We start from the raw sequence: 12649 nt of genomic DNA on the forward strand, positions 1-12649 counted from the left end.
TGGTGGTTGCCCATTCCCGATTACAATGTTTTAACTTCCTATGTCCTTTTCTCAGTTCGGCGACAAATTTACTCAACATTCCGGCATCTCACGTCTGATGGAAGACATGGGTGAAGGCCTGCGCACGCCTGGCACCATTATGCTCGGCGGCGGCAACCCGGCGCAGATCCCGGCCATCAATGACTATTTCAATCAGCTGCTGCTGCAAATGCATCAGGACGGCAAACTGAGCGAAGCACTGTGCAACTACGATGGTCCGCGCGGCAAAACGCTGCTGCTGGATGCGCTGGCGAACATGCTGCGTGAAGAGCTGGGCTGGCCGATCACCGCGCAAAATATTGCGCTGACCAACGGCAGCCAGAGCGCGTTCTTCTATCTGTTCAATCTGTTTGCCGGGCGCCGTGCTGACGGCAGTAAAAAGCGCGTGCTGTTCCCGCTGGCGCCGGAATATCTCGGTTACGCTGATGCCGGGCTGGAAGAAGATCTGTTTGTTTCCGCCAGGCCAAACATTGAGCTGCTGCCCGAGGGCCAGTTCAAGTATCACGTTGATTTCGACCATCTGCCGCTGAATGAGGACGTGGGCCTGATTTGCGTGTCGCGCCCGACCAACCCAACCGGCAACGTGATCACCGATGACGAGCTGATGCAGTTGGATGCGCTGGCACAGCAGCATGGCGTGCCTCTCCTGATCGATAACGCCTACGGAGTGCCCTTCCCCGGCATTATCTTCAGCGAAGCCCGTCCGCTGTGGAACCCAAATACCATTCTGTGTATGAGCCTGTCGAAACTTGGCCTGCCGGGTGCACGTTGCGGCATTATCGTTGCCGATGAAAGCACGATTAGCGCGATTGGTAACATGAACGGCATCATCAGCTTAGCGCCAGGCAGCATCGGCCCGGCGATTGCCACTGAAATGATTGTGCGCGGTGATTTGCTGCGTCTGTCGGAAGAGGTGATCAAGCCGTTTTATCAGGCCAAGGTAAGCGAGACGATTGCCATTCTGCGCCGCTATCTGCCGGAAGATCGCTGCCTGATCCACAAACCCGAAGGCGCGATTTTCCTTTGGTTGTGGTTCCGCGATCTGCCGATCAGCACCGAAGCGTTGTATCAGCGCCTGAAAGCGCGCGGCGTGCTGATGGTGCCGGGCCACTTCTTCTTCCCCGGTCTGGAACAGGAATGGCCGCATACGCATCAGTGCATGCGCATGAACTATGTGCCGGACGCGGAGAAAATTGAACGCGCGGTGCAGATTCTGGCGGAAGAGCTGGAAATGATAGCTAACGAGGCTTAATCCGCCGTTAATGACAGCTGGCACCACTCTGCCAGCTGTTTGATCGCCTGCTCCACTTCCGCATTCCAGCCAAAACCGGCATTCAGCCGGAAACAGTGATCGTAGCGATGATCGGTGGCAAAGATGTGCCCTGGCGCGATGCCGATGCCCGCGTTACGCGCCTTCAGAAACAGTGCGCGCACGTTTAACGACTGAATTGGCATTTCCACCCACAACACATAGCCGCCTTCCGGATCCGATACACGCGTACCCGCAGGGAAATAACGCAACACTGCCTGGCGCATATGGTGGATTTGATTCTTCAGCTCACGACGCAATTTGCGCAGATGCGCATCGTAGCCGCCGCTGCGCAGCAGTTCGGCAATCGCCGCTTGTGACAGCACCGAGGTGCCCATGCTGGTGGTGTATTTCAGCGAGGCGATTTTGCGCATGTAATTACTGCTGTGCACCCAGCCAATGCGGATACCGGGCGCCACCGTTTTCGAGAAGCCGCTGCACAGAATGGCATTCGGGCTGAAGGCGCGCATCGGGAACGGACGGCGATCGCCAAAGGCCGTATCACCAAAGATATCGTCCTCAATAATCACCACATCATTCTCATCGGCCTGACGCGCAATATAAGCCTTCTGCTCGTTGGGAATGCTTTTCCCCAGCGGATTATTGATGTTGTTGATGGTGAGATAGGCCTGCACCGCTTTACGCTGAAACAGCGCGGTGAGCTTGCTGACGTTAACATAACCTTCCGGCCCGGCTTCCACTTCAATCACGCGCAGATTGAGGTTATGCAGCATCTGCAACAGCACGAAGTAGCACGGCGATTCCACTGCCACGATATCGCCGGGGCGGGTCGTGGCGCGCAGAGCCAGTGAGATAGCTTCGATGCAGCCGTTGGTGATCAGGATGTCATCAGCGCTGATATTGCAGCCATAATCCACCGCGCGGCGTGCAATCTCGGCTTTGAGCGGCGCATAGCCGGTGCCTTTCACCGTGTTTCCGAGCAGCGCCGGTTTGCTGTAGCCCATCTGGCGCATCAGCAATCCAATTTTCTTGACCGGATAGAGCGAGATATCGCCATTGGCCAGATCCAGCCGCACACGACAATCGGAGCCCAGCATCGCCAGATGCAGCTCGGTTTGCTCATCCAGCGGGGCGACTTCACGCGGCTGTTCGCTGTGGATGGCTGCGGGTAACGCCCTGGGAACCTGACGGGGTGCAACAAAAAAGCCGGACTTGGGACGCGCCACCGCATAGTGTTCATCCTCCAGCGTCCGTAATGTTTTCAGGGCGGTGGTCATGCTGACGCTGTACTGTGTCGCTAGTGTACGTACCGACGGTAAACGGCTATCGGGCGGCAACGATCCGCTGTGAATCGCCTGCTTTATCTGCTCTGCAATCTGACGGTAACGACTACTCTGACTCTCCTGTTCACCCGTTCCATCCGCCATCTGTTCCACCCTATATCGTGCTGATCTGTGCGTATCCATCAGATTACATTCAAAGTACTTTAGGCTGCATCTGTTTATTCAGCCTCAGACATTCATTCCGTTGCAACTTCGTGGCCCCTTTTCCTGCCCGTTGCCGCCAGCACGGTAACGGCGATTTTAATAGCCAAAGGATGAAGTGAAAAATGAATAATCTGTCCACCATGATGAGAGAAATTGAAGGTTATCTCACGCCCGCGATTATCGATTCTGCTCAACGCTGTTCTCAACGCTTAATTGCCGCCCTGCCCGATAGCAAAAACCCCGCGAACAATCGCGTGCTGCTCGCCTATGGCGGCGGGAAAGACAGCAGCTATATGGTGGCGTATGTGCGCTACATTCAGGGGTTGATCTGGCAGCAGCAGGGCAGCACCTTCCAGCTGCGCATCAGCACCAATCGTCACGCGGCGATGAACGACAGCGTGATGGAGAATATCGACCGGGTATATCGTGCACTGCACATTCCGGGGGATGACTTTACCGAATGCCTGGTGACCGATGGCCTGCAAATCCGCCACTTCGAACGCCATTTGCCAATGCCCGATAGCGTGCGTCAGCAGAATCGCAACGATGTGCTGATGAATGGCCATCGCTTCCGTGCCGATGCGCGTTCCACTTTCTGTAACGCCTGCAACCTCAGCATGGTGAACTCGTTTGGCCTTGCCGCGCATTACGAGGGCGGCGTGGATGTGATCATCACCGGTGATTCGCCGCAGGAGCAAACCGCTTACCTCGCCTGGGCTCGTCATCTTTCACGCCTGTTTGATGCGCCCGTTGCCGACAAATCACGCGGCTTTAGCGGCTTCCTGCAAACCCTCGATGGCGTGGCAGAACGCTATTTCGCCGACATTTACGGCGCCGATCAGGTTACCCCGGCCCATCGCATCACCTGGCAGCTGGCGCGCGATCCGCTGTTCTTCAACATCTATCAGGACACCGCCTATGAAGCCGGTGCGCACTGGTCACTGCTCACTGAATTTATGCACTTCCGCTTTGATGAGCTGATGTTCAGCTTCTCTGAATCGGACTGCGGCAACCCGACGTTAATGGCACATATTCGCGGTCTGCGAGCGGAGACGCTGATGCAGCGTAGCTACGCCGAAGGCATTCGCGAATATGTGCGCTTTGCGCTCGGCCTGATGGAGAAGAAAGATTTCCCGCCGCAACTGATTGCGGAAATGGCGGCGCGTTATCAGGACGATGCGGCGATTGAACGTGCTCGCCAGCGTGCAGCACAGTTTGCCGAACAGGCCTTTGGCCTCAACGAAACCCAGCTGGTGTGCATGATCTATTCGCCGTTTATCGCGCAGGGCCACCAGCTCAACGTCTGGCTGCAACAGCTCAACCAGGCACCCAATGAGCAGGCGGTGCGGGCGCTGCTGTGTGGCGATAGCGATGACCTGCTGCTGACTCAGCAGCTTGAGCACCTCTCCGGCCTGACCATTGCGCAGATGCGCCAGTGCTGGCGCAGTGCGCAGGTTAATACATTGCTGGAAGGTACGCGCGGCGATGCGCTCTCACGCGTGATGCGTTTCGATCCGCACAAAGCAGTGATTCAGGTCAACAACGGTGCCTTGCAAGACATCGTTACTGAAGTGATCTCCGGGCGATAACCCGGTAAGGCGACGCGATGAGAAAGATTTTCCTGCAGATTGGTGCCACGCGTGACGGGCAAAATCCGTACTGTGCGGTGGCAAAACGCGAGGGCTATTTTACCGTGCTGGCGGAGATGGGCGACTTTGTCGACTATCAAAGCTTAAGCATTCAGCTGCCGTTCGATCTGATTGTGCGTCTCGATCGCCCGGAAAATCCGTGGGATGTGTTACAAGCCTGCCTGCGAGCGGGCTTACTGGAACATCCTCAAGTGGTGCTGGCGGGCTTTGAAGCCTACAACACCAGCGCCGGTCGCGTGCGTGAATTGCTGGCCGGGCCGGATGCCGGCCCGAGCTTTATTCCGCCGGATAAGTACGCGCAGCGCATGGCTCTGCGTAAAGCCTGGCCGCGCTTCCCACAGCCGGAGTTTCGCTTCTTTGCCTCACCACTGAGCATTCGTGACGCGCGTGATGCGCTGCTGTATCCCTGCGTGATCAAACCGGTGGATGGCGGCGGCGGATTAGGGATCTGGCTGGTGGAAGAGGCCAGCCAGCTCGATGCGGTGATCGGCAAGCTGGTGGAGACCATGAACTACGGCGGACGCGGCTTCAGCGGTTTTATCGTCGAAAGCTGGCTGCCGGGCGACGAATATTCACTACAAGGTGTGGTGGATAACGGACACGCGGTGGCGCTGACCTGCTGCCAGAAGGTGATCGAGCACCACATAGATGCCGAAGGCTGTATCAGCTTTTACGAATCCGGCCATGTGGCGATGGCCGCGCAACAGCTGCCTGCAGCTTTTGCCAGTTTGATGAGCTTTTGCTGCGAGACCTTTGGCTATCGCCAGGGTGCCTTCCACATCGATTTCATTATGGTGAACGGTGAACCGCACTTCCTGGAAATGGGTTTCCGTTTGTCGGGCATGGGCGTGGTGAATCTGGTCGAGGAAGTCACCGGCATTAACTGGGCAGACGTAGCGTTTCAGATTGAAGCCGGGCGCGGTTTGCCTGTGCTGCACTTCCCGGAGCAACCCCAGACAATTGGCCGCCTGCGCCTGCGTCAGCGCCTGCAATTCGACGCTGCGGAGCGCTGGATCGCTGAACATCAGCGCGGTCAGCTACTGCCACCGCTCAATCTGCCCGCGCTGGCCGTCTCGCCGCGATCCTCGTTGTATGCCGATCTCACTCGCCATGCCGGTATTCTCGCCACCTTCCGCCTCGCGGCAGACAGCCGGGACGATGTGCTGGCCGTTTTCCAGCAGATTCTCGACGTTCCGTCTTTAGCCACCCGGAGAGATCTTCTATGTGCAGAATGATTCTGGCATATGGCCAGTTTGATGCAGCCGCGGTACTGGACGCCGCACGCGCGATGAGCTGCGGCGAAACCGCGACCCATGAGGGCCCGATTAAACAGCACCCGAATGGCTGGGGCTGTTTGTGGCTGGATCAGGGAAAGATGCGCACCCTGCATGGCACAGGCACTTTTGCGGATGCGCTGCCCGGCATTGATGTGGATGCTCTGCGTCATAGCCGTTTTCTGGCGGTGCATGTGCGCCACGCCACGCTGAGCAAAAATCATGGCATCGAGTTTTCTCATCCGCTGTGGCGTACCAGCGGTGCTACACAGTGGTACATGATGCACAACGGCTTTTTACCCACGGTTTATGCGCAACTGGGCATGGCGGAATCGCGCTTTGACTCCGCCGAATACCTGGAATACATCGTCGATCAGGTGACGCCTGCCGATTTTACCCGTGACTACCTGCGCAGCAAGATGGCGCGCGTGGCACCGGGCGGCAGTGCGGCTAATGCGATTTTTGTCACCCGGGATAAAGCCTGGGCGTGGCAGTGGCATCCCGATGACACCCCTTATCCTGACTATTTCACGTTGCACCATTATCAAAACAACAGCACCACTTTTATCTCTTCTGAACCTATTGCTGCACTGGGCACGGCGTCTGACTGGCGTCGCATGAACAACCATGAACTTCATGAATTTCCACTTGGGGAGTGATCAGCATGGCCATTTTCAATCAGATACGCGTTATCCATCCAAAAATGTTCGTCGAAAGCACCTGGCTGGATGACATCGTGACCGCGCGCGTGCCGCTGTTGGTGCTGCGCAATTTCCTGACGCCTGAAGTGCGTGAAGCGGTGGTGGACGATCTGCAACAGTGCCGCGATCAGGTGCGCGTCTCGCGCTATCCGAATGGCGCACTGACCACGCTCGGCCCCTATCTGGCTAAACACACTCGCGCACCAGAAAATTACTTCACCGAGCTGCGCGACATCCAGCCTGCTCTGCCACCGTCACTGCACTGCCTGCGCGATCAGGTTTACAACTGGGTGAAGCACTCATTGCGTCTGGAGAGTCTGCACACTGCCCGCGAGCCGGAGTTGGGCGATTATGCGGGTTCGATTGTGCGCTTTCATGCCAACGGCGTCGCCAATCCACTGCATAACGACAACATCGTACGCGATGCCGCGGGCAGTGGTTTGGCCGTCACCAACATCCTGCACCAACTGAGCTGTGTGGTCTGTTTGCAGGAGTGTCACGCGGGCGGGGAACTGCGGATATTCAACAAGAAGTGGCATCCGGTGGATGAGCGCTTCAAAACGCCAGGTGAACTCGGCTATCAGACTGGCGTCATTGAGCAAAGCGAGGCGTGTGAGTTCTCCCCACGCAGCGGCGATATCTATCTGTTTAATCCTGCGTTTTATCACGAGATTGATCGCGTGGAAGGCGACACGCGCATCACCATGGGCTTTTTCTTTGGCCTGACCGACAAAAAAATGAAGCACGCCATTGCCTGGAGTTAATGCCGGGCCTTCGACGAGGAGAGGAAGATGAATACCTTTGAAAAAATCACCGCCCTGCTTGATCAACATCACGCGGACTATCGCGTGGTGGAGCATGAGGCCATCGGCCAGACCGATGTGATCAGCAGCATTCGCGGCAACGATCTCAATCAGGCGGCCAAAGCAATGGTGCTGGAAGTCACGATGCCGGACGGCGCCGATGCGCGCTACCTGCTGGCGATTGTACCGGGTGATTGCAAGATCAACTTCAAAAGTGCCGCGCGCGCCATTGGCGGCAAGAAGTCGAGCTTTGCCGCGCCAGAGAAAGCGCAGGATCTGACGCAGTGTGTGATGGGCGCGGTGCCGCCCTTTAGTTTTGATGACCGACTGGCGTTGCGCGTTGATACGCGCCTGCGTGATGTCGGCACGCTGTGGTTTAACGCCGGTGCGCTGGAGCGTTCCGTGGCGCTGAATGTGGATGATTTTTTTCGTGTTGTCGGCGATGACTGTTGTGCAGACATTGCCACTCCGATGACGGCGACTGCCTGAAACGGCTGCAGTAAGGAACGAGTATGTCAGTAAAAGATATGATGTTAGCCCTGTGCGTGGTGGTGGTGTGGGGCGTGAATTTCGTGGTGATCAAACTGGGCCTGCACGATATGCCGCCGTTTCTGCTGGCGGGATTACGTTTTGCGTTAGTGGCGTTTCCGGCGATCTTCTTTGTGAAGCGGCCGCAGATCCCTTTGCGCTGGCTGATTGTGTACGGCATGACCATCAGCTTTGGTCAGTTCGCTTTCTTGTTTCTGGCGATCAAACTCGGCATGCCAGCAGGACTGGCCTCACTGGTGTTACAGGCGCAGGCGTTCTTTACGCTGCTGCTGGGGGCTTTATTGCTGGCGGAAAAACTGCGCTGGAACCACATCGCTGGGATTTTGGTGGCGACACTTGGCATGTTTATGCTGGCAACAGCGGGCATGGAGGGGCAAACCACCGCTGGGATTACGCTGACCACCATGATGCTGACGCTGGCGGCGGCGCTGTCGTGGGGACTGGGCAATATCACCAACAAGATCATATTGCGTAACCGTAAGGTGCCGGTAATGTCGCTGGTGGTGTGGAGTGCACTGGTGCCGATCTTGCCCTTTTTCGCCTGCTCATGGTGGTTCGATGGCGAGGCAGCGATCGTCACCAGTCTGCTGCATATCTCGTTGCAGACTCTACTGGCGCTGATTTATCTCGCGTTTATTGCCACCATTGTCGGCTATGCGATCTGGGGCAATCTGCTCGGTCGCTATGAGACCTGGCGTGTTGCGCCGCTGTCACTGCTGGTGCCAGTGGTGGGCATCCTCAGTGCCGCGCTGGTGCTCGACGAGACCTTGTCAGCGCAGGAGATTCTCGGCGCATCGGTGATTATTCTCGGCCTGCTGGTAAACGTGTTTGGCGGGATGGTAAGCCAGCGATTATGGGTGCGCACCTGATCGACAGAAACAAAAACGCCGCATTTCTGCGGCGTTTTCTTCTCAACACAATATCCTTAATTCAGGATTTCAATGCGACGCGGTTTCGCTTCTTCAGGAACGATGCGTTCCAGATCGATGCTCAGCAGGCCCAGTTCGAGACGCGCATCGCGCACCACGATGTGATCGGCCAGTTGGAATTTGCGCTCAAAGTTACGTTCGGCGATACCCTGATACAGGTATTTGCGCTCCAGTTGCTCTTCGGGGTGCGCACCGCGAATAATCAGCACATTGTCGTGTGAGGTGATATCTAACTCGCTCTGGGCAAAGCCCGCAACGGCAATGGTGATGCGATAGTGGTTTTCATCCACCAGCTCAACATTGTAAGGAGGATAGCCACCATTGGCCTGGTTCTGATTGGACTCAAGCAGACTAAACAGACGGTCGAAACCAATAGCAGAACGATAAAGCGGAGTAAGATCAAAGTTACGCATAAAAAGACTCCTGAAAATCAGCAAGTTTTGGCAACCTTCCACCATGGACAGGTTGTGCGGCCCGCTGCTGTCCCTGTCGGCGACAGCAAGGCGACCCTGTAGTAAAAATGGGTGCACTTTGATCGCTTTCAAGGGCAATACGTATTTTCTTGCGGCAATTTTGACGAAATAGCATACACTCAGAAATTCTTCGCCTGCATCGCATGACATCGCCACAGAGCTTTGCTGCAGCAGGAGACACACTCCAGCCAGAAGTGATGGCTGTAGGGATGATGAAATGAAAATGATGAAAAGCTTTCCGCTCACCGGCCTGCTGGTCTGTAGCGTCTTGACTACTTCGGGTTGCTCCAGCGTCATGTCTCACACTGGCGCCAGCCAGGGTTATTATCCCGGCACACGCGCCAGCGCAGATATGATTGCCGATGACAATACCAGCTGGGCGATTAAGCCGCTGGCGGTGATCGATCTGCCCTTCTCCGCCGTACTGGATACGATTCTGTTGCCGTGGGATTACTTCCGCACTGACAAAGATTCGGCGCATGACCGTGTGCTGCAAAGCGAAAAATTGGCTGGCACTGACGCCAGCCTGGCAACCGCAGCGGCTATGCCACCGACGTCGCATTGACGCGGAACAGCTGACGCCAGCCATCCACATCTCGCATATAGGCTACCTGCTTGCCGTCCGGTGACCATACCACCGCATCACCGGAAGGCGGCTGCTCGCTGCGTTTTGTTAAGCGTGTACAGTGCCCGGTCGCTACCTCACAACGCATCACGCTGTTATCGCAAATAAAGGCGATCGCCTCGCCTGAGGGTTGCCAGCTGAATGCCGACTGAATACTGCTGCTGAGCTGCGTAATCTGGCCCGCTTCGCCCCCGTTGGGCGACACACTCCACAGCTGCACAACACCCTGTTGATCCGCCATCAGGAAGGCGATGGCGCTACCATCCGGCGATGCGCGCAACCAGTGGCGGGGCTGCAATGCTAATCCTTTACTGTGAGTGATGCGGCGCTGCTGCACGCCGGCAGGCGGTGCAGGCAGTTTTTCCGTCGTGCCCTGCAAGGGTATTGCGCCGGGTTTAGCGTAATCACTCAGCGCCTCGGGCAAATCCACCACAAACACTTCCGGCACTTTCTCGCCGTTGGCAGCACGTGTATCGCCGATAAACGCCAGCGCCCAGCGCTGCCAGCTGCCATCGGTTTTCAGATAGCCACGATCGCCTATCCAGCCCTCTTCATAAGCGCGGTCAATCTGATCGCTGCCCGGCTGCGGATCGCGCGTGGTCTGGCTCACCAGCACGCAGTAATGGCTGCCATCGTATTCACGGGGATGCTGTTTAGGCGGACACACCGGATGCAGCGGTACGGCCACGCCGACATTACGCAAATCCTCACGCGCATCTTTCTCATGCATCACATGGTCGTTATACGTAAAGCTGAGGCGCGATCCGTCTGGACTGAATACATGGACATGCGAGCCGCCGCGCAATGCGCCGGGCGTATAAGGTGCGGTGATGTCGCAGGCATCGAGATTTTCCGCATTACCCTGCTGCACGATGACGCCGCGACGATGATGGAAATCGTAATGCCAGTGCGCATCGGGATGCTCCGGGCCATGAATACACACATAGCGCGGCGGCAGATCCGGGCTGACGGTGACCACGCCGACATGCGCGCCGTCGCGTGCCTGATAGAGCACCTCCACCACACCGCTTTCGACGTTGACACGTTCGATGGTCAGACTGGTAAAGGACGCGCCCGACGGACGGACATCAAACGCCAGCCACTGGCTGTCAGCGGTCCAGACGTTGATATTGGTGAGCTGATGATGACGCTGTGCAAAGGTGAGTTGTTTTTCTGACATGAGGCAACCTTACATCCAACAGTTGCCGAACAAAGTACGCGATTATCGGGTGAGGTGCAGCAGGCGTGGCGCAATAATTTGCGAGCGGTTGGCGCGATGCAATACGCATCGATGCGTTAGAAATGAGTGACAGATTGCAGAATAAAGCACTAACGGATTGCGCGACTAAACGCGGGCAGACGCGCCATAAATGATGCCGCTACGCATCATGTATGTCCGTAGCGGCAGGTTTTATCGCGCGTTATCGATCACCCTACGCGCTTCACATCCCCGACCAGCAGGATGTACGACAGCGCACCGACCAACGCCACGGCAGAGATATACACCAGCGCCGGGGCAAAGCCGTAGTCCTGCGCCAGGTAGCCCACCACCAGCGGCACCGTGATGCCACCTAATCCACCGATAAAGTTGAACATCCCACCGGTCAAACCAATCAGGCGAACCGGCGCCAGCGACGACACCAGCGACCAGGTAATAGAGGCGAAGCCGTTGCCGAAGAACGCGATGGCCATCAGCGTCATGATCCACACCGGATCGTTGGTGTAGTTAGCCCCCATGATGCAGGTAGAGATCAGCAATCCGCAGATAATCGGCGTTTTACGCGCAAAACCAAGGGAACGCCCGCTGCGCACCAGACGATCGGCCACGATGCCAGAAAGAATCACACCAAAGAAGGCGGCCAGGAACGGCACGGTCGTCATAAAACCGGCCGTAAGCGCAGAGATGTGTTTTTCCTGCGTCAGATAGTTCGGGAACCAGGTCAGGAAGAACCACAGCGTAGATGTCACCGCGAACTGGCCAAGATACACGCCGCACAGTTTGCGATGGAACACCAGCTTCCAGTCGGCAGCGGTGAGTTTGGTGCGCGTTTTTTTCGCCGCGGGTGCATCGCCGTCCACCATCGCCCCCCCTTCACGGATATAGTCCAGTTCCGCCTGGTTGATGCCTTTGCTCTGGCTTGGGGCTTGATAGAACTTGATCCACACCAGCGACCAGATGATGCCGATAGCGCCTGTGATGATGAACACCCAGTGCCAGCTCAACAGTTCCTGAATCCAGATCAGCAACGGTGTAAGAAAGGCGAGACCGACAAACTGACCGGAGGTATAAAAGCCCACGGCAGAGGCGCGCTCCTGCTCCGGGAACCAGCTGGTGACCAGGCGATTGTTGGTCGGGAACGCGGGCGCTTCAAAGATGCCGGTAATGGCACGCAAGCCAATCAGCGATAATAATCCGCTGGCAAAACCCTGGAATAACGTGGCGACCGACCAGCCGAAGATGGCAATAAAATAGGTCAGGCGGGAACCGACGCGATCGAGGAACCAGCCGCCGGGGATCTGGCACAGCGTATATAACCAGGCAAAGGCAGAGAAGACATATCCCATCTCCGCTTTACTGATGCCGAACTCTTCCTGAATATGCGCAGAGGCCACCGCTAAATTAGCGCGGTCGACATAGCAAATCACCACCGTAATAAAAATCATCAGCAGCGTAATATAACGGCGCCGGGTTGGTTTGGCCTGAACAGCAGAGAGATCCATGGTGTGTCTCCGTAATCATATTTGTAGTTCAGGCGTGACGATGCCCGCCGCTACAAATGCAGGGTAAGGATAGTGAAGGTAAAACCGCACAGGCGGTAAATGTCATCTGCCGGGATAAGGCTGAGCGAG

The 12649-nt window shown here is 56.6% G+C and carries 12 protein-coding genes; 8 read left to right on the top strand and 4 right to left on the bottom strand.

The genetic code is table 11. The features are described from left to right. Positions 1–40: 40 nt before the first annotated feature. Positions 41–1291: a valine--pyruvate transaminase gene (locus tag IAE30_RS22705; RefSeq protein ID WP_038643928.1), complete on the top strand. Its 1251-nt coding sequence runs from the start codon at positions 41–43 to the stop codon at positions 1289–1291. Here IAE30_RS22705 and IAE30_RS22710 read toward each other — a convergent pair. Further along, on the bottom strand, positions 1288–2736 hold the full coding sequence (locus IAE30_RS22710; protein ID WP_038643930.1) for a PLP-dependent aminotransferase family protein: 1449 nt from the start codon (positions 2734–2736) through the stop codon (positions 1288–1290). The genes IAE30_RS22705 and IAE30_RS22710 overlap by 4 nt on opposite strands. Before the next feature lie 182 nt (positions 2737–2918). Here IAE30_RS22710 and IAE30_RS22715 point away from each other — a divergent pair, with 182 nt between their 5' ends. From IAE30_RS22715 to IAE30_RS22740, 6 genes are read left to right on the top strand one after another with little or no spacing between them, the layout of a single operon-like run. Further along, on the top strand, positions 2919–4385 hold the full coding sequence (locus tag IAE30_RS22715) for a hypothetical protein (protein WP_200681068.1): 1467 nt from the start codon (positions 2919–2921) through the stop codon (positions 4383–4385). A gap of 17 nt (positions 4386–4402) precedes the next feature. After that, entirely contained in the window at positions 4403–5680 is a 1278-nt protein-coding gene (locus IAE30_RS22720; RefSeq protein WP_200681069.1) for an acetyl-CoA carboxylase biotin carboxylase subunit family protein, read from the top strand. After that, positions 5668–6378 (top strand): class II glutamine amidotransferase, encoded by a 711-nt coding sequence (locus IAE30_RS22725; RefSeq protein ID WP_038643933.1) that lies wholly within the window; start codon positions 5668–5670, stop codon positions 6376–6378. The genes IAE30_RS22720 and IAE30_RS22725 overlap by 13 nt, the downstream gene beginning before the upstream one ends. A gap of 5 nt (positions 6379–6383) precedes the next feature. After that, on the top strand, positions 6384–7184 hold the full coding sequence (locus tag IAE30_RS22730) for a 2OG-Fe(II) oxygenase (protein ID WP_045815106.1): 801 nt from the start codon (positions 6384–6386) through the stop codon (positions 7182–7184). A gap of 27 nt (positions 7185–7211) precedes the next feature. Then, positions 7212–7712 (top strand): YbaK/EbsC family protein, encoded by a 501-nt coding sequence (locus IAE30_RS22735; protein WP_038643934.1) that lies wholly within the window; start codon positions 7212–7214, stop codon positions 7710–7712. 23 nt (positions 7713–7735) lie between these two features. Beyond that, positions 7736–8641, top strand: a complete 906-nt coding sequence (locus IAE30_RS22740) for an EamA family transporter (protein WP_200538320.1) — start codon at positions 7736–7738, stop codon at positions 8639–8641. Positions 8642–8697: 56 nt separating this feature from the next. Here the strand turns inward: IAE30_RS22740 and ibpA are convergent, their stop codons facing one another. Continuing rightward, complete coding sequence (ibpA, locus tag IAE30_RS22745) at positions 8698–9114, bottom strand: small heat shock chaperone IbpA (protein ID WP_200538319.1); 417 nt, start codon at positions 9112–9114, stop codon at positions 8698–8700. A gap of 277 nt (positions 9115–9391) precedes the next feature. Between ibpA and IAE30_RS22750 the strand changes: the two genes are divergently transcribed. Further along, positions 9392–9739: a YceK/YidQ family lipoprotein gene (locus IAE30_RS22750; protein WP_045815074.1), complete on the top strand. Its 348-nt coding sequence runs from the start codon at positions 9392–9394 to the stop codon at positions 9737–9739. Here IAE30_RS22750 and IAE30_RS22755 read toward each other — a convergent pair. After that, entirely contained in the window at positions 9717–10979 is a 1263-nt protein-coding gene (locus IAE30_RS22755; RefSeq protein WP_200538318.1) for a DUF3748 domain-containing protein, read from the bottom strand. The genes IAE30_RS22750 and IAE30_RS22755 overlap by 23 nt on opposite strands. Positions 10980–11227: 248 nt before the next feature. Next, the gene (locus tag IAE30_RS22760; protein ID WP_038643942.1) at positions 11228–12520 is read right to left on the bottom strand and encodes an MFS transporter; all 1293 of its coding nucleotides are present in this window, start codon (positions 12518–12520) and stop codon (positions 11228–11230) included. Positions 12521–12649: the final 129 nt, after the last annotated feature.

The sequence above is a fragment of the Pantoea sp. S61 genome (assembly GCF_016625145.1).
Classification (GTDB): domain Bacteria; phylum Pseudomonadota; class Gammaproteobacteria; order Enterobacterales; family Enterobacteriaceae; genus Pantoea; species Pantoea rwandensis_B.